The sequence below is a fragment of the Caulobacter sp. GW821-FHT11E11 genome (assembly GCF_058808315.1).
In genome coordinates this window covers 383,511-409,175 of record NZ_JBXARO010000002.1, presented here as the reverse complement: position 1 = coordinate 409,175, position 25,665 = coordinate 383,511, and the positions used below count along the sequence as shown (strand labels likewise).

The 25,665-nt window shown below is 68.8% G+C and carries 25 protein-coding genes; 16 read left to right on the top strand and 9 right to left on the bottom strand.

The annotated features are described in order from the left end of the window. The first annotated feature begins 25 nt into the window (after window positions 1-25). The 4 genes from AC1RR5_RS05955 to AC1RR5_RS05940 all read left to right on the top strand — a co-directional run bounded on the left by AC1RR5_RS05955 (window position 26) and on the right by AC1RR5_RS05940 (window position 4,010). Window positions 26-736, top strand: a complete 711-nt coding sequence (locus tag AC1RR5_RS05955) for an MBL fold metallo-hydrolase (RefSeq protein WP_492920198.1) — start codon at window positions 26-28, stop codon at window positions 734-736. Window positions 737-915: 179 nt separating this feature from the next. Beyond that, window positions 916-1,695 carry a response regulator gene (locus AC1RR5_RS05950; protein ID WP_492920197.1) on the top strand — a complete coding sequence of 260 codons (780 nt, stop codon included), beginning with the start codon at window positions 916-918 and terminating at the stop codon, window positions 1,693-1,695. Continuing rightward, window positions 1,692-3,080, top strand: a complete 1,389-nt coding sequence (locus AC1RR5_RS05945; protein WP_492920196.1) for an ATP-binding protein — start codon at window positions 1,692-1,694, stop codon at window positions 3,078-3,080. The genes AC1RR5_RS05950 and AC1RR5_RS05945 overlap by 4 nt, the downstream gene beginning before the upstream one ends. A 138-nt stretch (window positions 3,081-3,218) precedes the next feature. Then, window positions 3,219-4,010 carry an EF-hand domain-containing protein gene (locus AC1RR5_RS05940; protein ID WP_492920195.1) on the top strand — a complete coding sequence of 264 codons (792 nt, stop codon included), beginning with the start codon at window positions 3,219-3,221 and terminating at the stop codon, window positions 4,008-4,010. Here AC1RR5_RS05940 and AC1RR5_RS05935 read toward each other — a convergent pair. Next, window positions 4,007-4,675, bottom strand: a complete 669-nt coding sequence (locus AC1RR5_RS05935; RefSeq protein WP_492920194.1) for a DUF1345 domain-containing protein — start codon at window positions 4,673-4,675, stop codon at window positions 4,007-4,009. The two genes, AC1RR5_RS05940 and AC1RR5_RS05935, sit on opposite strands and share 4 nt — an antisense overlap. Window positions 4,676-4,793: 118 nt before the next feature. Between AC1RR5_RS05935 and AC1RR5_RS05930 the strand changes: the two genes are divergently transcribed. Both AC1RR5_RS05930 and AC1RR5_RS05925 read left to right on the top strand, forming a co-directional pair. Beyond that, window positions 4,794-4,931 (top strand): hypothetical protein, encoded by a 138-nt coding sequence (locus tag AC1RR5_RS05930; RefSeq protein ID WP_492920193.1) that lies wholly within the window; start codon window positions 4,794-4,796, stop codon window positions 4,929-4,931. A 38-nt stretch (window positions 4,932-4,969) separates the two neighbouring features. Next, entirely contained in the window at window positions 4,970-5,176 is a 207-nt protein-coding gene (locus tag AC1RR5_RS05925) for a con-10 family general stress protein (RefSeq protein WP_295105480.1), read from the top strand. Between the two features lie 81 nt (window positions 5,177-5,257). On the opposite strand, the gene egtB is transcribed toward AC1RR5_RS05925, so the two are convergent. From egtB to AC1RR5_RS05910, 3 genes are all read right to left on the bottom strand, one after another. After that, complete coding sequence (gene egtB, locus AC1RR5_RS05920) at window positions 5,258-7,420, bottom strand: ergothioneine biosynthesis protein EgtB (RefSeq protein WP_492920192.1); 2,163 nt, start codon at window positions 7,418-7,420, stop codon at window positions 5,258-5,260. 298 nt (window positions 7,421-7,718) lie between these two features. Continuing rightward, window positions 7,719-8,345 (bottom strand): TetR/AcrR family transcriptional regulator, encoded by a 627-nt coding sequence (locus AC1RR5_RS05915; protein WP_492920191.1) that lies wholly within the window; start codon window positions 8,343-8,345, stop codon window positions 7,719-7,721. Window positions 8,346-8,402: 57 nt separating this feature from the next. After that, the gene (locus AC1RR5_RS05910; protein WP_492920190.1) at window positions 8,403-9,500 is read right to left on the bottom strand and encodes an MBL fold metallo-hydrolase; all 1,098 of its coding nucleotides are present in this window, start codon (window positions 9,498-9,500) and stop codon (window positions 8,403-8,405) included. Between the two features lie 85 nt (window positions 9,501-9,585). On the opposite strand from AC1RR5_RS05910, the gene AC1RR5_RS05905 reads away from it, so the two are divergent. Both AC1RR5_RS05905 and AC1RR5_RS05900 read left to right on the top strand, forming a co-directional pair. Further along, window positions 9,586-10,518 carry a haloalkane dehalogenase gene (locus AC1RR5_RS05905; protein ID WP_492920189.1) on the top strand — a complete coding sequence of 311 codons (933 nt, stop codon included), beginning with the start codon at window positions 9,586-9,588 and terminating at the stop codon, window positions 10,516-10,518. 71 nt (window positions 10,519-10,589) lie between these two features. Continuing rightward, a complete protein-coding gene (locus AC1RR5_RS05900; RefSeq protein ID WP_492920188.1) occupies window positions 10,590-11,069 on the top strand; it encodes a DUF1330 domain-containing protein in 480 nt (159 codons plus the stop codon). On the opposite strand, the gene AC1RR5_RS05895 is transcribed toward AC1RR5_RS05900, so the two are convergent. Next, window positions 11,066-12,079, bottom strand: a complete 1,014-nt coding sequence (locus tag AC1RR5_RS05895; RefSeq protein WP_492920187.1) for a formylglycine-generating enzyme family protein — start codon at window positions 12,077-12,079, stop codon at window positions 11,066-11,068. The two genes, AC1RR5_RS05900 and AC1RR5_RS05895, sit on opposite strands and share 4 nt — an antisense overlap. Further along, window positions 12,067-13,722 carry a sulfatase-like hydrolase/transferase gene (locus tag AC1RR5_RS05890; protein ID WP_492920186.1) on the bottom strand — a complete coding sequence of 552 codons (1,656 nt, stop codon included), beginning with the start codon at window positions 13,720-13,722 and terminating at the stop codon, window positions 12,067-12,069. The genes AC1RR5_RS05895 and AC1RR5_RS05890 overlap by 13 nt, the downstream gene beginning before the upstream one ends. A 110-nt stretch (window positions 13,723-13,832) precedes the next feature. Here AC1RR5_RS05890 and AC1RR5_RS05885 point away from each other — a divergent pair, with 110 nt between their 5' ends. After that, window positions 13,833-15,152: a DsbA family protein gene (locus AC1RR5_RS05885; protein ID WP_492920570.1), complete on the top strand. Its 1,320-nt coding sequence runs from the start codon at window positions 13,833-13,835 to the stop codon at window positions 15,150-15,152. Here AC1RR5_RS05885 and AC1RR5_RS05880 read toward each other — a convergent pair. Genes AC1RR5_RS05880 through AC1RR5_RS05870 form a run of 3 tightly spaced genes read right to left on the bottom strand, consistent with a single transcriptional unit; the run spans window position 15,125 to window position 18,143 of the window. Continuing rightward, window positions 15,125-16,459, bottom strand: a complete 1,335-nt coding sequence (locus AC1RR5_RS05880; RefSeq protein WP_492920185.1) for a zinc-binding metallopeptidase family protein — start codon at window positions 16,457-16,459, stop codon at window positions 15,125-15,127. The two genes, AC1RR5_RS05885 and AC1RR5_RS05880, sit on opposite strands and share 28 nt — an antisense overlap. Then, window positions 16,459-17,082, bottom strand: a complete 624-nt coding sequence (locus AC1RR5_RS05875; RefSeq protein WP_492920184.1) for a cysteine hydrolase family protein — start codon at window positions 17,080-17,082, stop codon at window positions 16,459-16,461. Before AC1RR5_RS05875 ends, AC1RR5_RS05880 begins: the two co-directional genes overlap by 1 nt. Continuing rightward, on the bottom strand, window positions 17,079-18,143 hold the full coding sequence (locus tag AC1RR5_RS05870; RefSeq protein ID WP_492920569.1) for an LLM class flavin-dependent oxidoreductase: 1,065 nt from the start codon (window positions 18,141-18,143) through the stop codon (window positions 17,079-17,081). The genes AC1RR5_RS05875 and AC1RR5_RS05870 overlap by 4 nt, the downstream gene beginning before the upstream one ends. A 165-nt stretch (window positions 18,144-18,308) precedes the next feature. Here AC1RR5_RS05870 and lptC point away from each other — a divergent pair, with 165 nt between their 5' ends. The 7 genes from lptC (at window position 18,309) to spt (ending at window position 25,608) form a co-directional block, all read left to right on the top strand. Further along, window positions 18,309-18,941, top strand: a complete 633-nt coding sequence (lptC, locus tag AC1RR5_RS05865) for an LPS export ABC transporter periplasmic protein LptC (RefSeq protein WP_492920183.1) — start codon at window positions 18,309-18,311, stop codon at window positions 18,939-18,941. 1 nt (window position 18,942) lies between these two features. Next, window positions 18,943-20,070, top strand: a complete 1,128-nt coding sequence (locus tag AC1RR5_RS05860; RefSeq protein ID WP_492920181.1) for a CDP-glycerol glycerophosphotransferase family protein — start codon at window positions 18,943-18,945, stop codon at window positions 20,068-20,070. Then, the gene (locus AC1RR5_RS05855) at window positions 20,067-21,443 is read left to right on the top strand and encodes a lipopolysaccharide biosynthesis protein (protein ID WP_492920180.1); all 1,377 of its coding nucleotides are present in this window, start codon (window positions 20,067-20,069) and stop codon (window positions 21,441-21,443) included. The genes AC1RR5_RS05860 and AC1RR5_RS05855 overlap by 4 nt, the downstream gene beginning before the upstream one ends. Then, on the top strand, window positions 21,406-23,124 hold the full coding sequence (locus AC1RR5_RS05850) for a fatty acyl-AMP ligase (protein WP_492920178.1): 1,719 nt from the start codon (window positions 21,406-21,408) through the stop codon (window positions 23,122-23,124). Before AC1RR5_RS05855 ends, AC1RR5_RS05850 begins: the two co-directional genes overlap by 38 nt. After that, on the top strand, window positions 23,117-24,061 hold the full coding sequence (gene cerR / locus AC1RR5_RS05845; protein WP_492920176.1) for a ceramide reductase: 945 nt from the start codon (window positions 23,117-23,119) through the stop codon (window positions 24,059-24,061). The genes AC1RR5_RS05850 and cerR overlap by 8 nt, the downstream gene beginning before the upstream one ends. 77 nt (window positions 24,062-24,138) lie before the next feature. Then, the gene (locus AC1RR5_RS05840) at window positions 24,139-24,390 is read left to right on the top strand and encodes an acyl carrier protein (RefSeq protein ID WP_492082211.1); all 252 of its coding nucleotides are present in this window, start codon (window positions 24,139-24,141) and stop codon (window positions 24,388-24,390) included. A gap of 3 nt (window positions 24,391-24,393) precedes the next feature. Continuing rightward, a complete protein-coding gene (gene spt, locus AC1RR5_RS05835; protein WP_492920174.1) occupies window positions 24,394-25,608 on the top strand; it encodes a serine palmitoyltransferase in 1,215 nt (404 codons plus the stop codon). Window positions 25,609-25,665: the final 57 nt, after the last annotated feature.

Genomic DNA, 25,665 nt, shown 5'->3' with positions numbered 1-25,665 from the left:
CCGCCCTTTTTCTAGAGGTCACTTAATGACCATGCCCATCGGCGCCGTGATCGCCCCGGTCACCCCGCTGCAGCAGAACTGCACGATCGTCTGGTGCGCCAAGACCATGAAGGCCGCCGTGATCGATCCGGGCGGCGAGGTCGACCGCCTGCTCAAGGCCCTGGCCGACAAGGGCCTGACCCTGGAGAAGATCTGGATCACCCACGGCCACATGGACCATGCCGGCGGCGCCGCCGAGCTGAAGGTCCGCACCGGCGTGCCGATCGAGGGCCCGCACCAGGACGACCAGTTCTGGATCGACCAGATCCAGCAGTCCGGCGAGATGTACGGCATGCCCGAGGCGCGGATCTTCGTCACCGACCGCTGGCTGCAGGACGGCGACACCGTCACCCTGGGCGAGACCGAGTGGGAGGTCTTCCATTGCCCCGGCCACACGCCCGGCCACGTGGTGTTCTTCCATCGCGAGACCAAGTTCGCCCAGGTCGGCGACGTGCTGTTCCAGGGCTCGATCGGCCGGACCGACTTTCCCCGCGGCAACCACCAGGACCTGATCGACTCGATCACCCAGAAACTGTGGCCGCTGGGCGACGAAGTGCGCTTCGTGCCGGGCCACGGGCCGATGTCGACCTTCGGGGCCGAGCGCCGCAGCAATCCGTTCGTGGCTGACCGCGTGGTCGCGGCGATGCAGGCGCAAGGGGCCGGCTACCAGGCGCCCAAGAACCACTCGCCCGGCTAGGATGGTCATCAAGACCCGGTCCGCTCAAGGGGGGCTAAAACGGACCAGGTCTCAATGCCGTCGACGCGCCAGGGTGGGGGAAGGCGCGCCGTCGGTGCGACATCAGATCGCACGACCGGGTTGCGTCGCTGTTTCAGGCGTGAAATCTGAGCGTGACGGGGGCGTGACAGGAACGACGCATGGAAAATGTCCAGAACACCGTCCCAGGGGCCATTGGCCAAAGTGACGTCGACGCACCGCGGGGTGCGGCTCCGCGCATCCTGATCGTCGATGACGACCCCGGTATCCGCGACGTCGTCTCCGACTTCCTCACCCGCCACGGCTACGCGGTCGAGACCGCCCAGGACGCCCGGACCATGGAGCAGGTCCTGGCGCGCGGCCCGATCGACCTGATCGTGCTGGACGTCATGCTGCCTGGCGAAGACGGCCTGGCCATCTGCCGCCGCCTGTCGGCCGGCGCCGACGGCCCGGCGATCATTATGCTGTCGGCCATGGGCGAAGAGACCGACCGTATCGTCGGCCTGGAGTTGGGCGCCGACGACTACCTGCCCAAGCCTTGCAATCCGCGCGAACTGCTGGCCCGCGTCCGCGCCGTGCTGCGCCGCCGCCAGGAGCCGCGCGCCGTCGACGACGCCATGGGCGCAGCCTGCGAGTTCGCCGGCTGGCGCCTGGACCTGGTGCGCCGCGAACTGCGCTCGCCGCAGTCGGTGGTCGTGAACCTCTCCAGCGGCGAGTTCTCGCTGCTGCGCGCTTTCGTCGAGCGCCCGCAGCGGGTGCTGACCCGCGACCAGCTGCTGGACCTGGCCCGAGGCCGCGACAGCGACGCCTATGACCGCGCCATCGACGTCCAGATCAGCCGTCTTCGCCGCAAGCTGGACGACGGCGGCGGCAGCGAGTTGATCCGCACGATCCGCAGCGAAGGCTACATGTTCACCGCCAAGGTCGTCCGCACCCCATGACTCTGCTCCGGCGCGGCGCGCCGCTGTTCGTCCAGGCCCTGGGGCTCGTCATCATCACCCTGGTGGCGGCCCAGCTGATCTCGATCGCGGTTATCTTCAACCTGCCCCCGCCTCCGCCGGAGTTCTACCGGACCAGCGAGATCGCGCGCGCCCTCAAGACGGGCCAGTCCGTGCCGACGCGCGACGGCCGCCTCCTGGTGATCCGGCATCACGGCTCGGTCCGCGCCATCGGCCCCGACAACCCTCGCCGCGCCGAGTTCAAGGCCGAGATGAGCCGTTTGCTCGACGTGCCGGTCAATCGCATCGAGATCCAGATCGACAACGGCCCGCGCTTCTTCGTGCGCCGCCAGCCGGTCACCCCGCCCAAGCCCGATGGGCCACCGCGGGGGGCGCGCGAGCCATTCGCCCGCGAGCCTGGCGGCAAGCCGCAGGGCAAGGACGAGCAGCTGATGTTCGGCGACTTCAAGCTTGGTATCCGCCAGAGCGACGGCCATTGGCTGGTCGTCGAGCCCAAGCCGACGTTCTTGCGCTTCGACAGCTGGCAGCAGCGCGTGCTGCTGATCCTGTTGCTGTCGGTGGCCGCCGTCACGCCGCTGGCCTGGCTGTTCGCCCGTCGCCTGGCCCAGCCGATCACCGCCTTCGCCGACGCCGCCGAGCGCCTGGGCAAGGACCCGCGCACGCCGCCGCTGAACATGACCGGTTCCAGCGAGGTGCTGGCCGCCGTCACGGCCTTCAACATGATGCAGGAACGCCTGCGTCGCTACGTCGAGGACCGCACGGCCATGGTCGGGGCCATCGCCCACGACCTGCGCACGCCGCTGACCCGTCTGAAGTTCCGCATCGAGGCCACGCCCGACGACGTGCGGCCCAAGCTGGCTGCCGATATCGACCAGATGGAGGCGATGATCGCCGCCACCCTGGGCTTCGTGCGCGACACCAGCCGCCCGGCCGAGCGCACCAAGCTGGAGCTGTCCTCGCTGCTGGAAAGCGTGATGGACGAAGCGGCCGAAACCGGCGGCGACACCACCGTCGACCGCTCGGAAAAGGTGGTGATCGAGGGTGATCCGGTGGCGCTGAAGCGCCTGGTCGCCAACCTGGTCGACAACGCCCTGAAGTACGGCGGCGTGGCCCGGGGCCGGGTCTATGCCGAGGGCCACATGGCCATCATCGAGATCGAGGACGACGGTCCCGGCATCCCCGCCAACGAGCAGGAACGGGTGTTCGAGCCCTTCTATCGCGGCGAGCCCTCGCGCAACCGCGAGACCGGCGGCATCGGCCTGGGCCTGGCGGTCGTCCGCTCCCTGGCCCGCGCCCACGGCGGCGACGTCACCCTGCACAACCGCACCAGCGGCGGCCTGCGCGCCTGCGTCTTCCTGCCGGCCTGATAGCGGAAGGCAAGGTTCGGCGGCGCTTTGCGGCCGAACCGGGGCGAATGTTGCGCCCGCGCAAGTCCCACGGCCAAGCCTGACATCGCGAGGACATTCTGGCGGGCTTCAAAGCTTGGCTGACTGGAGACCCCGCGCATGACCCTTCGCTCGCTCGCCCTGACCGCCATCCTCGCCGCCTCGCTCGCCGCCTGCGCCTCCGCGCCGCCGGAGGGGCGTGGAGAGGGGCCGCGCGGGCATGGCGGACCTCCCCATGAGGGTCCGGGTCCCATGAGCGGCCCGCAGCTGTTCATAAGCCCGGCCGGCGAGCCTTTCCGCGCGCCGCCGGGCGTCCCCTACCCGGTCAAGGCGTGGTTCGACGGCGCCGACGCCAATCATGACGGCGCGCTGAGCCGCGACGAGTTCGTGGCCGACGCCCTGCGCTTCTTCGCCGTGGTCGACGCCGACAAGAACGGCGTCATCGACGGCTTCGAGGTCTCCAACTACGAAACCCGCATCGCGCCCGAGATCGTGGGCGGCGCGGCGCCCGGCTCGATGCGGCGCGGACCGATGGGCCAGGGCCCGGGCGAGGATGGCGGCAGCGATGACGCCCCGCGCCGACGCCCGCAGGGCACCAACGTCCTGCAGGGCGCGGCGCTGTTTGGCCTGATCGCCGAGCCCGAGCCGGTCATGGCCTCGGACGGCAATTTCGATCGCCGCATCACCAAGGACGAGGCGACCAAGGCCGCTAAGACCCGCTTCGCCCTGCTCGACACCGACAAGGACGGCGTCCTGAAGCTGGAAGAACTGCCCAAGACCCCCGCGCAGACCGGCCTGCGCCCCGGCGCCAAGGGCAACAAGGGCAAGGGCGGCGGGATGGGCCGTGGCGGCGGCGGTCGTGGGGGCCGTGGAAGCCCCGGCGGTGGCGGCGGCATGGGTCGCCCCGGCTAGCCCCCGACCAGGCTGGCGATGATGTTGATGCCCAGGGCCAGGATGGCGGTGTTGTAGAAATAGGCCGCAGCGGCGTGGGCGGTGACCAGGCGGCGCAGCTTGCTGGTCAGGATGCTGTTGTCCGAGACCTGGAAGGTCGCCCCCACGCTGAAGGCCAGGTAGGCGAAGTCCATGTAGCTGGTCGGCGGCTCGCCCGGAAAGCCGATGCCGCCCTTGCCCTTGCCGTCGCCGAAATGGCGGTGGGCGTAGTGCAGGACGAAGGCCGACTGCAGCACCAGCCACGACAGCACCAGGGTCACGCCGGCGCAGGCGCCGATGAAGGCCTTGGTCGCGTCGGCGGCGGGCCTGGCGGCGATCATGGCGTCGACCACAGCCCCCAGGCTGGCGGCGATGGCGGCCAGCACGATCAGCAGCAGGACCGGCACGCCCTCGTCCTCCTGGGCGGCGCGCAGGCGAACCTCTGCCTCGTCGGCCTTGAGAAACAGCAACCACGTGGTGAACAGATAGACCAGCGCGGCGCTGTCCCAGCCCAGCAACAGGTGCGATCCCTTCGGCGCGCCAAAATATTTCGCCGCGCTCCAGGCGATAATTCCGGCCGCGAAACCGGCGGCCAGACGCCAGTGAGACGCCGCGCGATCGACCATCTGCTTGGACTTGCGGGCCATTCTCCGACGACTCCTTAACGGCCGGTCCGTCCCGGTGCGGCGTAATTAGTGTGATAACCCCGTGAACCGAAAGCGCGTTCGCTGGTTACTTCACCGGAACGCGCAGGAAACGACACCAGTGACCGACCCAGACACCCCGCCCCCGCCCGAGCCTAAACCGCCCGAGTATGAGCCCGGTGTCGTCCCCGTCGAGGAGCCCCCCACCTCGCCGCCGGTCGATCCAGGGGACGACCGTCCCTATGGCGCCGCGTCTTAGCTCGTCCGCCTTGAGACCAGTCCGACTAGGAGCCCCACATGGACATCGATAGCGAACGTCCCCGCGGTCGTCGCGGTTTCGCCGCCATGGACCCGGAACGCCGCCGCGAAATCGCTAGGAAGGGCGGAGCTAGCGTGCCCAGCGAAAAGCGCAGCTTCGCCAAGGATCGAGACTTGGCGGCCAACGCCGGACGCAAGGGCGGTTCGTCCTCGCGTGGCGGTCGTCCCGGCGAACGCGCTCTCTAACCAGAGCGGCGGAAACGAACTTCACGCGCCGGTCCCGATCTTCGGAGCCGGCGCGTTTTCGCGCGTATATGGCAGCCTGCCTCAAGCCGTGAGGGCGTAGACCGCGAAGGTCGGGTCCTCGCTGACCCAACGCTGAGCCACGGTCCAGCCGGCGCGCATGACGATCTGCTCGAAGGCCTCGGCCGGGTACTTGTACGAGTTCTCGGTGTGGATGGTCTCGCCGGCGGCGAACCGGAAGCCATAGTCGCCGACCATGACGATCTGGTCGCGCTTGCTCTCCAGATGCATCTCGATCCGGCTCTCGCTCGCGTTCCACACAGCCTTGTGGGCGAAGGCCTCGGGATCGAACGTCCCGCCCAGCTCGCGGTTGATGTGGACCAGGACATTGCGGTTGAACGCCGCCGTAACGCCTTGGGCGTCGTCATAGGCCGGGATCAGCACCGCCGGATCCTTGGCGACGTCGGCCCCCACGATGAACAGCGAACCCTCGCCCAGCAGTGTCCGCGCCTGGCGCAGCAGCGCCTCGGCCTCGTCCGGCGCGAAGTTGCCGATGGTCGAGCCGGGGAAGAAGCCGACGGGCGTGTGGCCCTTGGCGCCTTCGGGCAGGGTCATGGCCTTGGTGAAGTCGTCGACCAGCGGGGCGACCTTCAGCTTCGGATAGGCCTGGCGCAGGCTGGCGGCGGCTTCGTCCAGCGCGCTTGGGCTGATGTCGATCGGCGCGTAGACGGCGATCTGCGGCGCGGCGTCCAGCACGATGCGGGTCTTGGTGCTGGCGCCGCTGCCGAACTCGACCAGGGCCGCGCCGTCCGGGATGCGCACGGCGATCTCGGGCGCGATCTTGCGCAGCAGCGCCGTCTCGGTGCGGGTCAGGTAGTATTCCGGCAGTTCGCAGATCGCCTCGAACAGGCGCGAGCCTTCGGCGTCGTAGAAGTACTTGGCCGGCAGGGTCTTGGGCGTGGCCGACAGGCCCGCGATCGCCTCGTCCAGGAAGCTGTCGCCCGGTTTGACCTCGACCAGACGGTCGTCGTCGGCCAGGCGCAGGCCGGCGAACATCCAGCGGCTGCCGGGATGGAAGAAGTTGCGATAGGTCGCCCGCGTGTGACCGGGCGGCGTGGCTTCACAGCCCCCGCGAAGGGTCATCTGGCTGACCATGAACTTGCCATTGTACTCGCCCAGCGCGCCAGGACCGGGCTTGAAGCCGGGATAGGGGCTGTAGGCGCTGGCGGTCCACTGCCAGGTCGCACCGTAGAGCTGCCGCATCGCGGTCATGCCCGAGGCGGTGGCGGCGGCCTCCCACTCGGCCTCGGTCGGCAGGCGACGGCCCGACCAGGCGGCGTAGGCGGCGGCCTCATAGTAGCTGACATGGACGACGGGCGCGTTCGGATCGACCGGATGGCGGCCGCGCAGGGTCATGGTGGTCCAGGCGCCGGTCTCGTCGCGACGCCAGTAGCCCGGCGCGTCCCAGCCCTCTTCATTGACCTTGGCCCAGCCTTCCGACAGCCACAGGTCGGCGCGGCCGTAGCCGCCGGCCTCGATGAAGGCCAGCCACTCGCCGTTGGTCACCAGGCGATCGGCCAGGCGGAACGGCGCGACATAGGTCTTGTGGCGCGGGCGCTCGTTGTCGAAGGCGAAACCCGCCTCGCAGGCCCCGATCTCGACCAGACCGCCGGCGAAGCGGTGGAAACGCTGCGGACCGGCGTCCGGACGGACCGGCGCGACGCCGGACTGATAGGCAGGGCTCAGCGGCGACTGGGCGAACAGGTGCAGGATGTCCATCAGGATCAGCTCCTGGTGCTGCTCCTCGTGGTTCAAGCCCAGCTCGACCCGCTCACGGATCTCCGGCGTCAGCGGGCCTTCCAACAGGCGGACCATGGCCGCATCGACATGGGCGCGATAGGCGCCGACGGCCTGGGCCGACGGACGGGTTAGGAGGCCCCGCTGCGGGCGCGGCTGACGCGGGCCGACGGCCTCGTAGTAGGAATTGAACAGATAGCCGAACGTCGGGTCATAGACCGCGTAACCCGGCAGAAACGGGATCAGCAGGAAGGTCTCGAAGAACCAGGTCGTATGGCCCCGGTGCCACTTGGTCGGGCTGGCGTCCGGCATCGACTGGGCTGCTTGGTCCTCGGGCGACAGCGGCGCGGCCAGGGCCTCGGTGCGCTGGCGCACCAGGCGGTAGCGGTCAACCAGCCCTTCAACCGAGGTCTCCGCGAAAGTCATCGCGGGCATGTCGTCCGGGGTCATGAGCACTCCTGCGGGAAGCCGCGGGCCAAGCTTGAGCCCTGGCGACGACAACGTTCCCAGAACTTCGGTGTTCCACCCGGCCCTGACAAGGACGGTACGTGCGCGCTGCTGCCAGGATGTGACAGGAGCCGCCCCGCAAGGCTTGAACGGAAAAACCCAAATTGAGTGAAAATCGCCTGGAGGGCGAACGTTTGCAGAGACGTCTACGGAGTGGAGGACGTCGGCAGCCCCTTACCGTCGACGAACTTGCCGGTCGGGGAATTGAGCAGCTCCGACCGGCGTCCCACCCCCGGAAATCCTAGTCTTCCAGCGGCGCGTCCAGCAGGGCGTCGATCACCGACTGCAGCACCTCGGTCGCGCGCTTGGGCGACAGCTCCTGATCGCGGCGCAGCCGGTTCCAGGCGTCGAAGCTGAGCATCAGGTCGATGGCCTCGAAGCGGACGCGGTCCTTGGCCAGTTCGGGCGGCAGTTGGCGGCGCAGGATCTCGCGCGAGATCTCAACCATCTTGGCGTTGTCCAGGGCCAGGGCCGGCGAATGATGGCGGTGGGCTTCCGAGGCGCGCTTGAACGGCCCGACCTTCTCGTAGGCCCCGCCGCGACGCTCGACCAGTTCCAGCACCCGCTCGCGCCAGGTCTCGCCCTTGAACGGCGTGTGGACCAGGGCCATCAGCTCGGCCTCGATCGCAGCCGACATCTCGCGATACAGGCTCTCGAGGTCCTTAAAGTGACGGAAGACCGTGCGCAAACCCACGTCGGCGCGGGTGGCGACCAGCTCGGCCGAAGGCGACGGATCGCCCTCGCGCACCAGCTCCAGCATGGCGACGACGATGCGGGCCCGGCTGTCTTGCGAGCGCCTGTGACGACCGTCCGTGGCGGGAGCCTCGGGCTCGGCTCCTGGACGACCTTGGCGCGCGGCGGAGCTCACTGAGCTGCTTCTCCCTGCTTTTCGTTTTGATTAGACCGCCCGCGCGCGGTCGGCCACTCAAAACGGCAGGAGGTTCAGGCGGTTGGACCACTTGATGTCGGTGCCCCCAACCGGCAGCGAGACGAAGTCGCCGTCATGTCCGACCTTCAGCGGTCCGTCGAAGATCGCTTGCGAGCGGCCCAGGAACGGCCCCTCCAGCGCGCGCACCGGAACGGGCGGGATGATATGGTAGAACAGCAGCGCCTTGACCCCGGCCTCCTTGGCCTCGCGCGCGGCCACCTCCGGCGGGGTGTGGTAGCTGAGGATGTCGTGGAAGATGCGGGCGTAGTTGTCGCGTCCCGCCGCCAGGGCGACCTTGCGCTGGTCGGCCACCAGGTTCGGGGCCAGGCCTTCGTGCACCAGCAGGTCGACGCCCTTCGACGCCTGGACAAGGTGTTCGGACGGCCCGGTGTCGCCGCTGATGACGACGCTGCGGTCCTTGTATTCGAAGCGATAGCCGACCGCGCCTTCCACCGGATGGTGCGCCACCGGGAAGGCCCAGACCTTCAGGCCCGGCTTCTCCAGCACCAGCACGTCGGGCGCTTTCGGATCGGCCGTGAAAGCGTGCGGCGTTCCGCCGAAGCCCGACAGCGGCGCGACGGTCTCGCCGTGATGGGCGATGCGATAGCCGCGATCCAGCGTGTAGGCGTCCTGGAAGCCCTTCACCACCTGCTCCAGGCCCGGCGGGCCATGGATCGGCAGCGGCTGATGCGCCGCCCCGGCGGCCCAGCGTTGCAGCATCAGCTCGCCCAGGTCGCCGATGTGGTCGGAGTGATAGTGGGTGATGAAGACGTCGCTGACGCGCGGCGGCGGCAGGTTCATCAGCAGCAGGTTGCGGGTCGAGCCCGGCCCGGAGTCGACGACGAACAGGTCCTTGCCCGCCACCACCGCCACGCAGGGCCCGGTCCGCGTCGGGTCGGCCATCGGCGAGCCCGAGCCGCACAGGCCGACATGCAGCCCGTCCGGCAACGCCGCGATGGGGTCGCCCACCAGGACCTGCTCATAGACCTTGCTCATCGCCGTCTCGGCCAGGCGACCGCGCAACAGCCAGCCGCCGCCCGCGAGCAGCACCGCGACGCCGCCCAGAACGCCCAGCCCGATCCAGACCTTGCGCATATCCGCCTCCCGTATTGACCTGATCACCACATAATGACACTCGTAGTGTCAATATGAATCCGTCGAGCGGATGGGAGGAACGTGCATGGACGTGTTGCGGACGCCGGATGATCGGTTCGAGGGGCTGGCCGACTGGTCCTATGCGCCGCGCTACACCCCGGTGTTCGACGCCGACGGCACGACACTGCGCATCCACCATGTCGACGAGGGCCCCAAGGATCAGCGCCCGATCCTGCTGATGCATGGCGAGCCGTCGTGGGCCTATCTGTACCGCCACGTGATCGCGGGCCTGACGGAGCGTGGCCGCCGGGCCATCGCGCCGGACCTGGTGGGCTTTGGCCGCTCCGACAAGCCGGCTTCGCGCTACGACTACACCTATGAGCGCCACGTGGCGTGGATGAGCGACTGGCTGGTCCGCAACGAGCTGACCGACATCGTGCTGTTCTGCCAGGACTGGGGCGGGCTGATCGGCCTGCGGCTGGTCGCGGCCTTCCCCGAGCGGTTCTCGGCCGTGGTCGTGTCCAACACCGGCCTGCCGGTCGGTTCGGGCAAGAGCGAGGGCTTCGAGGCCTGGCTGAACTTCAGCCAGAACACGCCCGAGCTACCGATCGGCTTCATCCTGAACGGCGGCACGGCGCGCGACCTCTCCGACGCCGAGCGCGCCGCCTACGACGCCCCCTTCCCCAACGAGGCCTACAAGGAAGGCGCGCGGATCTTCCCAGCTCTGGTGCCGATCACGCCCGAGCACGCCTCGGTGGCCGAGAACAAGGCGGCATGGGCCGTGCTGGAGCGCTACGAGAAGCCCTTCGTCACCGCCTTCAGCGACGCTGACCCGATTACCCGCGGCGGCGAGACCGTATTCCAGAGCCGCGTGCCCGGCGCCAAGAAAGTCGCCCACACCACGCTGAAGGGCGGCCACTTCGTGCAGGAGGACAGCCCGGGCGAGATCGCCGCCCTGCTGGACGCCCTGGCCGGGTCCCTACCCGTTTCCAGTTCGGACGCCCTGGAAACCGTGTGATTTCACCGTTACCCCGCTTTGAGGACCAGACCGCTCACAGTCTGGCCCAAAGCGTTCGCGGAGCCCGCTGAATGAAGGTCACCAACGCCGTCTTCCCCTCTTCCGACCAGTTCGAGGACTTCTTCGGCGCGCCCGACGACGGTCCGTTCGTGATGGTCAACCTGTTGAAGTTCAAGGAGAAGGCGGAGTATGCCGACGGCTCGGACGCCGAGCTGTCGGGCCGCGAGGCCTATGGCCGCTACGGCGCGGTCGTCACGGGTCTGATCGAGGCCCTGGGCGGGCGAATCCGTTACAGCGGCGCGGTCACCGGCCTGCTCCTGGGCGAGGTCGACGACCTCTGGGACGCCGTGGCCCTGGCCGAGTACCCGTCCCTGGCCGCCTTCCAGGCCATGGCCGTCTCGCCCGAAATGCACGCCATCGAGCACCACCGGAAAGCGGGCCTGGCCGGCCAGCTGAACATCCGCACCCGTCCGGCCCACGGCTACGAGCCGCGCGAGCTGCACAATGACGATCGGATGTGGAAGCCCGAACTGGCCGGAGCGCTGAACTAGTCCCTCAGCACCGTGCGGAAGCCGACGTGTGAAGCCCCGCTGTCGGGCGGCCCCGGCGTGCGCGCCGCCGGCCGGTAGCGGAAGCAGAAGTCGTCCGTACACAGGAACGAGCCGCCCTTGACTACATGCTTGGGTGTCGTCGGCTCGTCGGGGTCCAGCGCCCGGATTTGCGGCGGACCGCCGGTCTCGACCACCTCGGCGGACTCCAGGCCCGGCCGGAACCAGTCCTTGGTCCACTCCCAGACATTGCCGGCCATGTCGACCAGGCCATAGCCGTTGGGCGGATAGCAGCCGACCGGCGCGGGACTGGCCTTGTAGCCGTCGGTCCCCAGATCCTGCGCCGGGAACGGCCCCTGCCAGGTGTTGGCCTTCGGATGGGCCGCGTCCTGGGGCTGGTCACCCCAGCCGTAGCGCTTGCCCGCCAGGCCGCCGCGCGCGGCGTACTCCCATTCCGCCTCGGTCGGCAGGTCGCGGCCTAGCCACCTGGCGTAGGCCATGGCGTCTTCCCAGGCGATGTGGACGACGGGCCAGGCGTCCTTGCCCTTGATGCTCGAACGCGGCCCCGTCGGATGCCGCCAGTCAGCGCCGGGCACCACCTGCCACCATTGTGAGGGATCGTCCGACCTCGCCGCCTTCGTCCCCCCGGCGAAGACAAGCGAGGCCGGACGCCGCTGCGCCGCCGACAAATGGGCGTAGCGCGCGGGGTCGAGCGGTCGTTCGGCCACGGTGCGATAGCCCGTGGTCTCCACGAACCGCGCGAAGGCGGCATTGGTGACTTCTGTCCGATCGATCCAGAACGGCGCGACCTTGACGGACTGCGGCGGCCCTTCCTCGGCCCGCAGCGGCGCCGCGCCCATCAGGAAGTCGCCGCCGGCCAGCCGGACCATGCCTGCCGTGCGGTGGGCGGGATCAGCGACCGGCAGGTTGGCCAGGCAAGCCTTGGGCGTCGGCTGGCTACAGCCCGCCAGCGTCAGGACCGCCAGAACCGAGACCGCCCTCAGTTGTCCCAATAGACGTACTCGTCACTGGGCTTGGGCTTCTGGCCGCCGGGATGGTCGATATAGAAGGCCCCCGAGACCAGCGATGGCCAGGCAGGCTTGACCATCTGGCCGTCCAGCTGGGCCAGGGTCGCCTGCAACTCGCGCAGCTTCTCGGGCTGGGCCTTGCTCAGGTCGTGGCGCTCGGTCGGGTCGGTGTTCAGGTCGAACAGCCAGACCCGGTTGGGCTCCTGCGCCACCTGCAGCTTCCAGCCGCCGGCCAGCACGGTCTTGTAGCGGCCAGAGCGCCAGTAGATGGCCTTGTGCGGATCACCGCCAGCCTGGCCCTTCACGAACGGGACGAGGTCGACGCCGTCCATCACCCGGTCCTTGGGCGCGGTGGCGCCGGCCGCCCCGGCAGCGGTGGCGAAGATGTCCACATGGCCCACGGGGCTGCGATACACCGCGCCCGCCGGCAGCTGGTTGGGCCAGCGCAGCAGGAACGGCACGTGGATGCCGCCCTCGAAGAAGGTCGCCTTCCAGCCGCGATACGGCCGGTTGATGTCGGGCAGGCCGATATAGTTCGCGCCGCCGTTGTCGGAGGTGAAAATCACCAGGGTGTTGTCGTCCAGGCCCTTGTCCTTCAGCGCCTGCAGCACCCGGCCGATGTTGCGATCCAGGTTGCGGACCATGGCGGCATAGACCCGCATCCGGTGGTCCTTGATCTGGGTCAGGGCGTCGTAGTCGGCCTTGGGGGCCTGCAGCGGCGTGTGGACGGCGTTGTAGGCCAGGTACAGGAAGAACGGGCGGGCCCTGTTGGCGTCGATCGCCTTGACCGCCTCGTCCGTCAGGTAGTCGGTCATGTAGCTGGCGGGCTTGAACGGCTTGCTGCCATTGAACTGCACCGCATAGGGCTTCACGCCCCACAGGAACTTGTCGATCGGGTCCCAGTCCTGGCGCGACTCCTCGACGGACGGGTCGCCTGCCGGCGCGAACATCGAGGCGCCGGCCATGAAGCCCAGGCTCTCGTCGAAGCCCTGGTCCTCGGGCCGCGAGCCCTTCACCCCGCCCAGGTGCCACTTGCCCAGGTGGATGGTGTGATAGCCACGCGTCTTCAGCGCCTCGGCGATGGTGATCTCGGTCGAGGGCACCGCCTCGGTGTTGTCGTCCTTGGGCGCGTTCTTGACCTGGTCCTTGTTGAAGTGGGCCGGGTGCAGCGTGTCGCCGCCATGGCCGCCGACCACGCGCGAGAAGGCTGTCGGCGTGGGCGTGAACTCGAAGCCGAAGCGGGTGGCGTAGCGTCCGGTCATGATCGCCGCCCGCGACGGGGCGCAGGTGGCGTTGCCGCTGTAGCCGTTGGCGAAGGTCACGCCCTGGTGGGCGATCGAGTCGATGCTGAGCGTCGGCACGGTCCCGCCCGCGACGCCGCCGCCGTTCAGGGTGATGTCGTTGTAGCCCAGGTCGTCGGCCAGGATGAACACCACGTTCGGCGGACGTTGCCCCTCCGCCGGCGCTACGTCAGGCCCCTTGGCCCAGGTCACTGAATGGTTGGCTTCCGTCTTGGGCTGCTTGGCCCTGGCGATCTGGATGATCAGGTCGGTGCGAAAATGCCACGCGACGGCGCTGGCGACGACCAGCCCTCCGCCCACGGCCAGGAGCCCTTTCCAGGCCTTCATCACGCGCCTCCCCTATCGAGCTTCGAAGCATATATTGACATTCATCGTGCCGCTAGATGTCATCCTCCCGACACTAGGAGGCCACCGCCTTGTCCCTGCGCACCATCCTCATGCGTGGCGTGACCGCCGCCCTGACCAGCCCGACTCGCCGGCGGTTGGCGCGCGACGCCGCCGCCTTCGGCGCGAAGCTGCGCGGAGAACGGCCGACCGTCCGCTATTTCCACCAGGCCGACGATCCCTATTCGCACCTGGCGGCCCAGATGCTGCCGCGCCTGCGAGCCCGCTACGACGTCGAGGTCGTCACCTGGCTGGTCCCGCCACCCGAGGATTCGGCCGCGCCTGACCGCGAGCGCCTGCGGATCTACGGCCTGCGCGACGCCGCCCGTCTGGCCCGCGCCCGAGGCCTGGGCTTCCCCGCCAAGGCCGCTCTACCCAATCCCGAGGCCGTCCGGCGGCTGGAGATCGTGCTGGCCGACGCCCTGGAGCGTGGCAGGTTCGAGGAGGTCGCCTCGGCGGCCGGAGCGGCGCTGTGGTCCGGCGACACCCGCACCTTGGAGGGCATGGCGGCCTGGGCCAGCGGCCAGGACCCGCGCCTGGTCGACGACATCCTGATCGCCGGCGAGCGCCAACGCGCCGACCTCGGCCATTATCTGGGCGGCATGTTCCATTTCGAAGGCGAGTGGTTCTGGGGCGTCGATCGCCTGGGCTGGCTGGAGCGCCGCCTGGCCGACCGGGGTCTGGACCGCGAGGCAGGGACGCCGCCGCTGGCTCCGGCCCTGGAGCCGACCTTAAGCCCGCCCCTGGGCCAGGCGGCGCCGACCATCGAGCTGTGGTTCTCGTTCCGCAGCCCCTATTCCTGGCTGGTCCTGCCGCGAATTCGCCAGCTGGCCCAGGCCTACAGCGCGACGCTGGCGCTGCGCCCCATCCTGCCGATGGTCATGCGGGGCCTGGCCGTGCCGCGGGTGAAGACCCTCTACATCGCCCTGGACTGCAAGCGTGAGGCCGAGCGCCTGGGCCTGCCGTTCGGCAAGATCGTCGATCCTGTCGGAGCCGGCGCCGAGCGCGCGTTGGCGGTGCTGCATCACGCCCTCGAGCTTGGCCTGGGCGAACAGTTCGCCGAGCTGGGCCTGAAGGCCGCCTTCGCCGACGGGATCGCTCTGGCGGAAGACAAAGGCCTCTACGCCGTCTCCCGCAGCGCGGGCCTCTCCGACGCCCAAACCGCCGCCGCCCTGGCCGATGAGACCTGGCGCGATCGGGTCGAGACCAATCGTGCCGCCCTGCTGGACGCGGACCTGTGGGGCGCGCCCAGCTTCCGGGTCAGCGGCCAGCCCGCGCACTGGGGCCAGGACCGCCTGTGGATGCTGGAGGACGATATCCGCGCGGCGATGGAGCCGATGCGGGGTTACGCGCCGAATGGATTGTCCGGATAGACCGACGAGCCCTTCGCCGCCTCGCGCAACTCGGCTCGCCCGCAGATCTCCAGCGCTGTCAGCGCGTAGACCAGGGCGCTGTCGGCCAGGTCCTTGGGCTTGGGCCGCCAGCGGCGCGGACCGGTGGTGATCGCCGGCACGCGGTGCATGTTGAAGACATTGTGGTCGCGCCACATGCTGGAATAGACCGGGTTGGCGCGCTCGACGGCGTGGCCCAGGCCCAGCCGCGTGGCGACATCGACCGCCCCAACCAGCGGCGCGACCTCGGCGGCGTCGGCCTCGAAGCCATGGCGCACGACCATCGCCTCGACCTCCACCCGCCCGACACCGGCCGCGCGGGCCATGGCCTCCAGGGCGTGCTGAACGTCGGCGGCCTTCTGGCACGGGTTGAGACCTACTTCCAGATAGAGGCTGACCACCTCGGTTCCATCGCCGAACTGGAACGGCACGCCGCCCCGGATGGCGCACAGCTGCGCCTTGGGCTCGGCGATCCCGCCGGCGCTTTCGTAGCGGCTGGCCGCCTCCCAATCGCGGGTCCAGGCGTGGATGGCGTCGGTCAGCTTGCCAACGCGGTAGATCGGGTTCGGATGGTCGCCGGCGGCTTCCGGATGGCGCAGCAGCGGGGTGAAGGTCCCCTCACCCCAGAGCCTTAGGCGGAACACCGCATAGCCGCAGCCGACGCTTGTCCAGCCGAAGTCGCAGCCCTCGGCGGCGATGGCGTAGTCGGGCGCGACGCCGCCGTGGTGGAACAGGTAGTGGGCGCCGATGTCCTTGCCGAGATAGGCGATGCCGCGATGTTGCTCGATCGGCTCGGGCCCGATCTCACCCGGGCAGGCGGTCAGGTACATCTTCCCGGCCAGGCCGTAGCCGGCGGCCTTCAGCGCCTTGGCTGCGATCAGGAAACAGCTCATCGGCCCGCGATCATTGGCGATCGGATAGCCGCGCAGCTCGCCGTCCTCGAGCCAGCACGTCTCCCACTCCGGATCGGCCAGGGTGGCCGGGCTGTACTTGTGGACGTCGAGGTCGGGGTCGCGGGTCGGGCTTTCGGTGTCGAGGTGGGCGGTGAACAGCAGGTTCTTTCCCACTCCCAGGCCGCCATACGTCCCGATGACGTTAAACCGATCCTCCGTCGCCCCGACCTTGCGCGGCGAGAAGCCCTCGCGAGCCATCCAGTCGTGGACGAAGTCGCCAGCCTCGCGCTCCTGGCCCGAACGGCTGGGAATGTTGCCCAGGGTCAGGGCCAGTTCGGTCAGCTCATTCTCATCGATGGCGGCGGCGATCGCGTCCCGATCCGCTTGGCTGACCATCATGCGTCCCACGCGGCGGCGACGCTGGCTGTGTCGGTCAGGATCGCGGTGTTCAGGTCCATCATCTTCAGCGCCACGGCGTGCAGGTCCGGCTCATAGGCCGCGCAGGCGTCGACGGCGACGAACACGTGGTAGTCGTTGTTGAAGGCGTCCTTGGCGGTGTCGGCCACGCAGCACTCGGTCGTCAGGCCGGCGATCACCAGGGTGTCGACCTCCATCGCCTTCAACCATGCATCGATGTCGGTGTCCCAGAACGGGCTGTAGCGGGTCTTGCGGAAGACCGGTTCGCCCGCCTCGGGCCGGGGCCCGACGAAGTCGCTACCCGGCGAGCCCACGCGGCAGAGCGTCGGACCCGCCTCGGGGTCGGCGCCGCGCCGGCGCATCCGCTCGTCCCAAGCGTCGGAGTCGGTCTCCGGCGTCGTGAACAGGCCCGTGAACGCCACCGGGACGCCCGATGCCCTGGCCGCGGCCGCCAGACGCTCGGCCGCCGCCAGGGCCGCCGGCACAGTCGAGAGGTCCAGGCCCCACTGACCGGTCAGCCCCTCGGGCAAGGCGAAATCGACCTGCATGTCGACGATCAGCAGCGCCGTGCGGTCGGGCGCGATCCAGTTTTCAAGGTTCACGAGAACACCGACCGCAGGTGAGGCAGAATTTCGGATCCGAACATCGACAGCCCCTCCACATAGTCCGGGAAGATCAGCATCAGCCCGTCCAGCTCGCACTCGGTCATGAAGGCCTCGACCTGCTCGCGGCAGGTGGCCGGTGAGCCGACCATGGTCTGGGTCATGAACGCGCCCTGCTTCTGCGCCACGGCGTCCAGGCGATCGGCCGGCACGCCCCAGCTGGCCAGCATCGACAGGATCGCGCCCATGTCCGCGCCCTCGGCATAGCGGCGCACCAGGGCCTCGGCCCCGGCGTCGCTCTCGGCGTGGATGATCGTGCACATGGCGTAGGTGCGGACGCTCTTGCCAAGGGCCGCGGCCAGGGCCTTGGCGCGGCGCGAAGCCTCGCGGTGTTCTTCGCGCGACCGGCCGCCGATGAAGCAGGCGTCGGCCTCGCGCACCGAGAACTGGAAGCCGCGATCCGACATCCCCGCGCAGATCAGTTCGGGACGCGGCTTGGACAACGGCTTGGGCCGCGACTGGCAGTCCTTCATCGTGAAATACTTGCCGGCGAAGTCGACGCTGTCCTCGGTCCAGAGGCGCTTGACGATGGTCGTCCACTCCTCGGCCACGCCGTAGCGGTCGTCGTGCGTCAGCGAATCGTCCCAGGCGCTCATCTGGTCGAACTCGGCCTTGTAGGCCCCGGCGACGATGTTCAGTCCCGCCCGGCCGCCGCTGATATGGTCCAAGGTGGCGACCATCTTGGCGGCCACGGCCGGGTTCTGCAGCAGCGGATGCACCGTGGCCCAGATGCGCACGCGCTTGGTCGCCTCGGCGATGGCGGCCATCAGCGTCACCGACTCGAGCGAGGTCCCCCAGTGGTCGGTCTCGCCGCCAAAACCGCGGAACTTGCCCATCGACATCACGAAATCCATGCCGACCTGGTCGGCCGTGATCGCCGCGGCCCGGTTCTGGGCGTACAGCCCGTCCAGCGTGGGCGTGGTCTTGGAGACGATCCAGCCGCCGTTCGCCACCGGCAGGAAGACGCCGAAATCCTTGTGCTGCGTGGGTCGATCGAACATGGCGCGGATCATCACGCGCTTCGGTGACGTAAACAACACACGTGGCGCCCGCACTTGACGAGGCCTCAGCCGACGCCATCTGCGAGCCAAATACATGCGCCAGGACCGCGCACCGGAAAACAAAGGTCTTGGGCGAATGGCGGCGTAGGATTATCCATTCCCCAAATGCTCACCCAGACCGATGGCGCTTCCGCCGTCCCCCCAACTGAAAGCGCCGCAGAACGGGCCCGCAATCGCCGCCGGGCGCCGGTCCGTCGCCTGCGCTTCGCCCTGGCCGTCTTCGCGGTCGGCGTCGGCGTGGCCGTGGTCGGCCAAGCGTCGCTGCGGACCTTCGCCTCCAACAAGCTTCAGACCCAGGCGGCCGACACGCCCCTGGTGCTGAACAAGCCGCGCTTCACGGGCGTGCTGAAGGACGGCCGCGCCTTCCTGATCACCGCCCAGCACGCCGAGCGCGACGCCAAGGACCAGAACCTGGTGCGGCTGACCGCCCCGCTGCTGGTGCGCGGCTACGGCGCGCCCGATCCCACCCAGGCCACGGCCAAGACCGGCGTCTATCGCGAGACCGAGCACACCCTGCTGCTGTCGGACGAGGTGAAGATCACCAGCGCCGAGGGCTACGCCTTCGACGCGCCCCAAGCGCTGATCGACATGCGCACGGGCGAGGTCAGCGGCAATTCCGGCATCGCCGGCACGGCGCCCCAGGGCAGCACCCAGGCCAACAGCTACAACGTCACCGACAAGGGCGACCGCGTGGTGCTGAAGGGCCGCGTCCGCACGCGGCTGGACCCCGGTCGCTGACGTGGCCGCCGGCAAACGCGTCTGCTTCCTCTACATCGCGCAACACCATCAGGTCTGGCACAGCCTGTCGGTGGCCGTCGCCATGGCTCGGCGCTGGCCGGCCATCAAGGTCGAGATCGCCACGACCACGCCCGACCTGCTGGACTATGTCGCCGGCCTGATCGCCGAGCTGGGCGGCGCGCCGATCGAGCTCGTCCTGCTGCCGCCGACCTGGCTGCGTCGCCTGAGCAAGAGCGGCGCCCCGCCCAAGGCGCCGATGCTAATCGCCAACGCCCTGCGCCTGGCCCGCTACGACGCGGTGATCACGCCTGAGCGCACCACCGCCCTGCTCCGCCGCATCGGCGTGCGCCATCCGCTGTTGGTCTATACCCAGCACGGGGCCGGTGACCGCGAAGGCCCGTTCGAGCCGCGCCTGAAGGTGTTCGACCTGGTCATGGCCGCCGGTCGCAAGCAGTACGACCGCATGATCGGCGAGGGGTGGGTCACCGAAGACACCTGCGCCATGGTCGGCTATCCCAAGTTCGACCTGGTCGACGAACTGCCCCAGCGCGAGATCCCGCGCTTCGACCACCCCGGTCCGGTGGTGCTGTACAATCCGCACTTCCACACCGAGCTCGGCTCCTGGCCCAAATGGGGCAAGCAGGTGCTGGAGTTCTTCGCGGCCAACGACCGCTACAACCTGATCTTCGCCCCGCACATCCGGCTGTTCGAGACCGCCTCGATGGAAGAGCGCGCGGCGTTCAAGAGCTTCGCCGAAAATCCCCGCATCCATGTCGACCTGGGCGGGCCGGCGGCGGCGGACATGACCTACACCAAGGCCGCCGACCTCTATCTGGGCGACGTCTCCAGCCAGGTCTACGAGTTCCTGCGTACGCCCAAGCCATGCCTGTTCCTCAACAGCAGCGGCGCGGCCTGGTGCGGTGATCCCAGCTTCCACCACTGGCTGTACGGCCCGGTGCTGGAGAGCGTCGAGCATCTGGGCCCGGGCCTGGACCAGGCCTTCGCGACCCACGAGGAGTATCGCGAGACCCAGACCTGGGGCATCGACGAGACCTTCGACGTCAGCAACACGCCCGCCTCGGTCCGCGCGGCCCGCGCCATCGTCGACAAGCTGGAACGCGCGGCATGACCGACGCCGCGCCACCTGTCTCTCCGTTGAGGAAGGTGCTGAGCAACGCCGGCGAGCTGCTGAGCGGCCGCGTGGTCAACGCCGTCGTCGGCCTGGCCTATATCGCCCTGACCGCCCGCAGCCTGGGCAAGGAAGCCATGGGCGTCGTCGTGCTGGTCAACGCCTTCGCTCAGTTCCTGGGCGAGGTGGCGCACTTCCAGTCTTGGCAGACCCTGATCACCTACGGCGCCGAACCGGCGATGGACGGTGACAAGCCCAAGTTCCATCAGGTGCTGCGCCTGTCGCTGCTGCTGGACCTGATCAGCGGCGTCCTGGGCACCGCCCTGGGCGTGGCCGGCGCCTTCCTGTTCTGGCGCCAGCTGCAATGGCCGGCCGACATGATGGGCTATGGCGCGCTGTACGCCCTGTCGATCGGGGTGATGACCTCGGCCACGGGCGTCGGTTTGCTGCGCCTGTTCGACCGTTTCCGCTTCCTGGCGGCCCAGCAGGCGGTCAGCTCGCTGGTGCGGATGGTCGGCTGCGCGATCTGCGCCGTGACCAACGCGCCGATCCAGTGGTTCCTGCTGGCCTGGGCGGCCGGCACCTTCGCCTCATTCTTCTACATCGCCGCCATCGCCATCTGGGATCTGAACAAGCGCGGCCTGCTGCAGGGCTTCACCCTGGCGGGTCCGACCAGCCAAGGTCTGCCCGGCGTCTGGCGCTTCGCCATGGCCACCAACTTCTCCAGCACCGTCGATGTCGGCTTCACCCACGTGCTGACCCTGGTGGTCGGCGCCATGCTGGGCCCGGTGCAGGCGGCCTACTGGCGGATCGGCAAGCAGGTGGCAGACGGCATGGCCAAGCCGGCCCGCCTGATGGTGCCGGCTATGTATCCCGAACTGGCCAAGATGCGCACGACGGGCGGTCAGCAGGCCATGACCAAACTGGCCATGCAGATCGGCCTGATCGGCGGCGCCGCGGCTGGCGTGCTGCTGCTGGTCAGCCTGGTCGCCGGACGATGGATCCTGGAAATCGTGATGGGCAAGGCGTTCGGCGGCGCCGCTGGAGTCATGAACTGGCAGGTGGCCGCCGCGGCCATCGCCATCCTGTCCCTGCCGCTGGAGCCGATGCTGGTCTCGATGCGCGCCGCCGGCGCTGCTCTGGCCGTTCGCCTGGTGGTCGTCGTGGCCTATCTGGCGGCCCTGGTTCCGCTGATCCACGCCTTCGGCCTGACCGGAGCAGGCGCCGCCCTGGTTGCGTCCGCTTTGGCGATGGCGGCCGGCATGTATTTCATGGCGCGTCACAGGCTCGCCCGACTCGCGACGGAGGAAGGCTCCGCGCGCACCGACAAAGACGATGAAAGACTATCCTATGATCACCCCCACGGCGTCTGAGCGTACTGTCCGGTTCGCCGACTTCCCGACCCTGACCCAGGCCCTCGATTTCGCCGCGACCGGCGAGACGGGCGTCAACCTGTATTCGCTGCGCGGTGAGCTGGTCGAGGCCATCCCCTACGCCAAGCTGCGTGACGACGCCGTCGTGCTGGCTCGCCGCCTGCTAGCCACGGGGGCGAAGGTCGGCGACAGCGTGGCCCTGCTGGCCGAGACCGACGCCGACTTCGTGCGCGCCTTCTTCGCCTGCCAGTATGCCGGCCTGCTGCCCGCGCCGATGGCCCTGCCGACCCCGCTGGGCGGCCGCGCGGCCTATATCGAGCAGATCACCAACCTGGCCAAGTCCGCCAAGGCCAAGATCCTGATCGGTCCGGTGGGCCTGAAGGACTGGGTGGCCGAGATCGGCGAGCGCGCCGGCCTGGACTTCGCTGGCGTCCTGGCCGACCTGCCCGAAGACGGCGGCGCGCAGCTGCCCACGATCAAGCCGGAAGACCCCTGCTACCTGCAGTTCTCGTCGGGCAGCACCCGCACCCCGACCGGCGTCCTCGTCCTGCACAAGGCCCTGATGGCCAACTGCGTGGCGATCACCCGCGACGGCCTGCAGGTCGAGCCCAGCGACCGCGCCATCTCGTGGCTGCCGCTCTATCACGACATGGGCCTGATCGGCTTCTTGCTGGCCCCGCTGTCCTGCCAGATGACGGTCGACCTGCTGCCCACCGGCGCCTTCGTGCGTCGTCCTCTGCTGTGGATCGACCTGATCGGCCGCAACGGCGCGACGATCGCCTACAGCCCGACCTTCGGCTACGAGTTGTGCGCCCGTCGCGTGCAGGGCCAGCCGCTGGACAATTACGACCTCTCGCGCTGGCGCAACGCCGGCCTCGGCGGCGACATGATCCGCATGCCGCCGCTAAAGGCCTTCGTCGAGGCCTTCGAGCCCGCCGGCTTCTCGCCCAAGGCCTTCGTGGCCAGCTACGGCATGGCCGAGGCGACCCTGGCCCTGTCGATGGCCCCGCTGGGCAAGGGCCTGCGCGCCGAGACCCTGGACGTCGAGCGCCTGGAGCGCGACAGCCTGGCCGTCGATGCGCCGGAAGGCTCCGAGCGCGCCCGCGACTTCGCCCGCTGCGGCCCCGCCCTGCCCGACCACTTCCTGGAAGTGCGCGACGAGAACGGCGCGGTCCTGCCCGAGCGCGGCGTCGGCCGCATCTTCGCCAAGGGGCCCTCCATCATGAGCGCCTACTTCGCCAATCCGGACGAGACCGCCCGCGTGCTGTCGGCCGACGGCTGGCTGGACACCGGCGACCTGGGCTTCAAGATCGAGGACGAGATCGTCATCACCGGTCGCGCCAAGGACCTGATCATCCTGAACGGCCGCAACATCTGGCCGCAGGACCTGGAGTGGACCGCCGATCACGAGATCGACGGCCTGCGCAGCGGCGACGTCTGCGCCTTCGCCATTCCGGCCGAGCCGGAAGACCAGATCGTGGTGCTGGTCCAGGCCCGCGGCGGCGACGCCGACACCCGCGCGGCCCTGGTCGAACAGGTATCCACCCTGCTGCGCACCCGCCACGGCGTCGACGCCAAGGTGAAGCTGGTCGGCGCCCACGCCCTGCCCCAGACCTCGTCTGGCAAGCTCAGCCGCTCGAAGGCCAAGGTCGCCTATCTGGCCGGGAACTACGGTGACTAACCGCGTCGTCGCCGTCACCGGCGCCACGGGCTTCCTGGGCCGTCACCTGGTCCGCGCCCTGGCCCGGGACGGCTGGACGCCGCGCGTCCTGGTGCGCCGTGACCCGGTCCATCCGTTCTGGCGCGATATCGAGGTCGAGGTCGTCGTCGGCGACCTGAAGTCCCCGGGTGCGCTGGATCGCCTGTGTCAGGGCGCGGAAGTCGTGATCCACGTAGCCGGCCTGATCAAGGCTGGCTCGCTGGATGGCTTCAACATCGTCAATCGCGACGGGGCCCGCGCCGTGGCCCTGGCCGCGAAAGCTGCCAACGCCCGGTTCATCCTGGTCTCCAGCCTGGCTGCGCGCGAGCCTCAGCTCTCGAACTACGCCGCCAGCAAGCGGGCCGGCGAGGACGCCGTGCGCGAGGTCCTGCCCGACGCCCTGGTCGTGCGCCCGCCGGCCATCTACGGCCCCGGCGACACCGAAACCCTGGCCCTGTTCAAGATCGCCGCCAAAAGTCCGGTCCTGCCGGTGCTGTCGCCCGACACCCGGATCGCCATGATCCACGTCCAGGACGCGGCGGCCAAGCTTGCGAACTATTGCAAAAAGCCGATTTCGGGCCTCGTAGAGCTATCGGATGTGCGGCGCGACGGTTACACCTGGGCGGAAATCATGAGCGCCGCGGGTGCGACAATGGGCGCAACCCCGCGCCTGGCAAGGCTTCCCGACAAGGTGCTGATTTTGGCCGGAATCCTTGCGGATGCTTGGTCTTACGCGACCAAAACGCCCTCGGTGTTCGGTTCCGGCAAGGTCAAGGAGTTGCTTCACGCCGATTGGTCACTATCTAGCGCTCCGATGGCGGAGGGAGTACCCAGCCTGTTCGGCCTGATCGATGGGTTTGCTCACACCGTCGATTGGTACCGGACAGAGGGCTGGTTGCCTGAAAATATCGGCGCCTGATTCGAATATGGCGGAAATCTGACAGACTCGCCGTTACAGTAGTGTCACGGGTGGGGCTCCCGGAGGTTTGATTTAGAATGGAAACGGTGACGGATCTCAGCTTGCGCGAGATCGGGGTAGCGACGACCAAGGTTCTGGGACGGCCTGTCGAGGTGCGTGCGGAATCGCATATTGGCCGCGACCTCGCCGTGGACTCCCTGGCCCTCATGAACATCATCATGGAGCTCGAAGACACCTTCGACATCTCCATTCCCCTCGATCGCCTGGCCTCTGTCGAGACCGCTGGCGATCTTTCCAAACTGATCAACGATCTCCGGACTAGGGCTTAACTGATGGGGCTGTTTGATAAGCACCTGGCCTATCGCGACGCGTACAAGGCCATCCAGGACGCCGGGGCCGACCCGTTCAAGGTCCGCTTCGACGCCGTCACCTCGCCGACCGAGGGTGTCGTCGAAGGCCGCCGCACCATCCTGCTGGGCACCAACAACTACCTGGGCCTGACCTTCGACCAGCAGGCGATCGACGCCTCGGTGAAGGCCGTCCAGGAGCGCGGCACCGGCACGACCGGCTCGCGCATCGCCAATGGTTCGTTCGAGGCTCACGTCGAGCTCGAGACCGAACTGGCCAAGTTCTACGGCCGCAAGCACGCCATGGTCTTCACGACCGGCTACCAGGCCAATCTGGGCGTGCTCTCGACCCTGGTGGGTCGAGGCGACCACCTGATCCTCGACGCCGACAGCCACGCCTCGATCTACGACGGCTCGCGCCTGGGCCATGCCGAGGTCATCCGCTTCCGCCACAACGACCCCGAAGACCTGGCCAAGCGCCTGCGTCGCCTGGGCGATGCGCCCGGCGAGCGCCTGATCGTGGTCGAAGGCGTCTATTCGATGATCGGCGATGTCGCGCCGCTCAAGGAAATCGCCGCCGTGAAGCGTGAGCTGGGCGGCTACCTGCTGGTCGACGAAGCCCACTCGATGGGCGTGCTGGGCGCGACCGGTCGCGGCCTGGCCGAGGCGGCCGGCGTGGAAGACGACGTCGACTTCATCGTCGGCACCTTCTCCAAGAGCCTGGGCGCCATCGGCGGCTTCTGCGTCTCGAACCTGGACGACTTCGACGTCATGCGCGTCGTCTGCCGTCCCTACATGTTCACCGCCTCGCTGCCGCCGGCCGTGGTCGCCTCGACCATCACCGCCCTGCGTCGCATGGTCGAACAGCCTGAGCTGCGCGACCGCCTGAACCGCAACGCCAAGCGCCTGTACGACGGCCTGACCGCCATGGGCTTCCACACCGGCCCGACGGCCAGCCCGGTGGTCGCCACGACCATCCCGGACCAGGAACGCGCCATCGCCATGTGGAACGGCCTGCTGCAGGCCGGCGTCTACCTGAACCTGGCCCTGCCGCCCGCAACGCCGGACAGCCGTCCGCTGCTGCGCGCCAGCGTCAGCGCCGCTCACACCGACGAACAGATCGACGCCGTCCTCAGCGCCTTCGCCGAAATCGGCGCGGCCCTGGGCGTCATCGAGCCCCTCAAGCGCGCTCGCGCCTGACAACGCTCCCATTGCTAAACGAAAACGCCCGGGGTTCAGCCCCGGGCGTTTTTGTTT

Coding starts and splice junctions, on each gene's coding strand:
- AC1RR5_RS05945 (WP_492920196.1), top strand. CDS start 1,692: ATGACTCTGCTCCGGCGCGGCGCGCCGCTGTTCGTCCAGGCCCTGGGG.
- egtB (WP_492920192.1), bottom strand. CDS start 7,420: ATGACCCCGGACGACATGCCCGCGATGACTTTCGCGGAGACCTCGGTT.
- AC1RR5_RS05905 (WP_492920189.1), top strand. CDS start 9,586: ATGGACGTGTTGCGGACGCCGGATGATCGGTTCGAGGGGCTGGCCGAC.
- AC1RR5_RS05910 (WP_492920190.1), bottom strand. CDS start 9,500: ATGCGCAAGGTCTGGATCGGGCTGGGCGTTCTGGGCGGCGTCGCGGTG.
- AC1RR5_RS05955 (WP_492920198.1), top strand. CDS start 26: ATGACCATGCCCATCGGCGCCGTGATCGCCCCGGTCACCCCGCTGCAG.
- AC1RR5_RS05880 (WP_492920185.1), bottom strand. CDS start 16,459: ATGGTCAGCCAAGCGGATCGGGACGCGATCGCCGCCGCCATCGATGAG.
- AC1RR5_RS05935 (WP_492920194.1), bottom strand. CDS start 4,675: ATGGCCCGCAAGTCCAAGCAGATGGTCGATCGCGCGGCGTCTCACTGG.
- AC1RR5_RS05890 (WP_492920186.1), bottom strand. CDS start 13,722: ATGAAGGCCTGGAAAGGGCTCCTGGCCGTGGGCGGAGGGCTGGTCGTC.
- spt (WP_492920174.1), top strand. CDS start 24,394: ATGGGGCTGTTTGATAAGCACCTGGCCTATCGCGACGCGTACAAGGCC.
- AC1RR5_RS05925 (WP_295105480.1), top strand. CDS start 4,970: ATGGACATCGATAGCGAACGTCCCCGCGGTCGTCGCGGTTTCGCCGCC.
- AC1RR5_RS05885 (WP_492920570.1), top strand. CDS start 13,833: ATGCGTGGCGTGACCGCCGCCCTGACCAGCCCGACTCGCCGGCGGTTG.
- AC1RR5_RS05850 (WP_492920178.1), top strand. CDS start 21,406: ATGAAAGACTATCCTATGATCACCCCCACGGCGTCTGAGCGTACTGTC.
- AC1RR5_RS05840 (WP_492082211.1), top strand. CDS start 24,139: ATGGAAACGGTGACGGATCTCAGCTTGCGCGAGATCGGGGTAGCGACG.
- AC1RR5_RS05940 (WP_492920195.1), top strand. CDS start 3,219: ATGACCCTTCGCTCGCTCGCCCTGACCGCCATCCTCGCCGCCTCGCTC.
- AC1RR5_RS05855 (WP_492920180.1), top strand. CDS start 20,067: ATGACCGACGCCGCGCCACCTGTCTCTCCGTTGAGGAAGGTGCTGAGC.
- AC1RR5_RS05900 (WP_492920188.1), top strand. CDS start 10,590: ATGAAGGTCACCAACGCCGTCTTCCCCTCTTCCGACCAGTTCGAGGAC.
- lptC (WP_492920183.1), top strand. CDS start 18,309: ATGCTCACCCAGACCGATGGCGCTTCCGCCGTCCCCCCAACTGAAAGC.
- AC1RR5_RS05950 (WP_492920197.1), top strand. CDS start 916: ATGGAAAATGTCCAGAACACCGTCCCAGGGGCCATTGGCCAAAGTGAC.
- AC1RR5_RS05870 (WP_492920569.1), bottom strand. CDS start 18,143: ATGTTCGATCGACCCACGCAGCACAAGGATTTCGGCGTCTTCCTGCCG.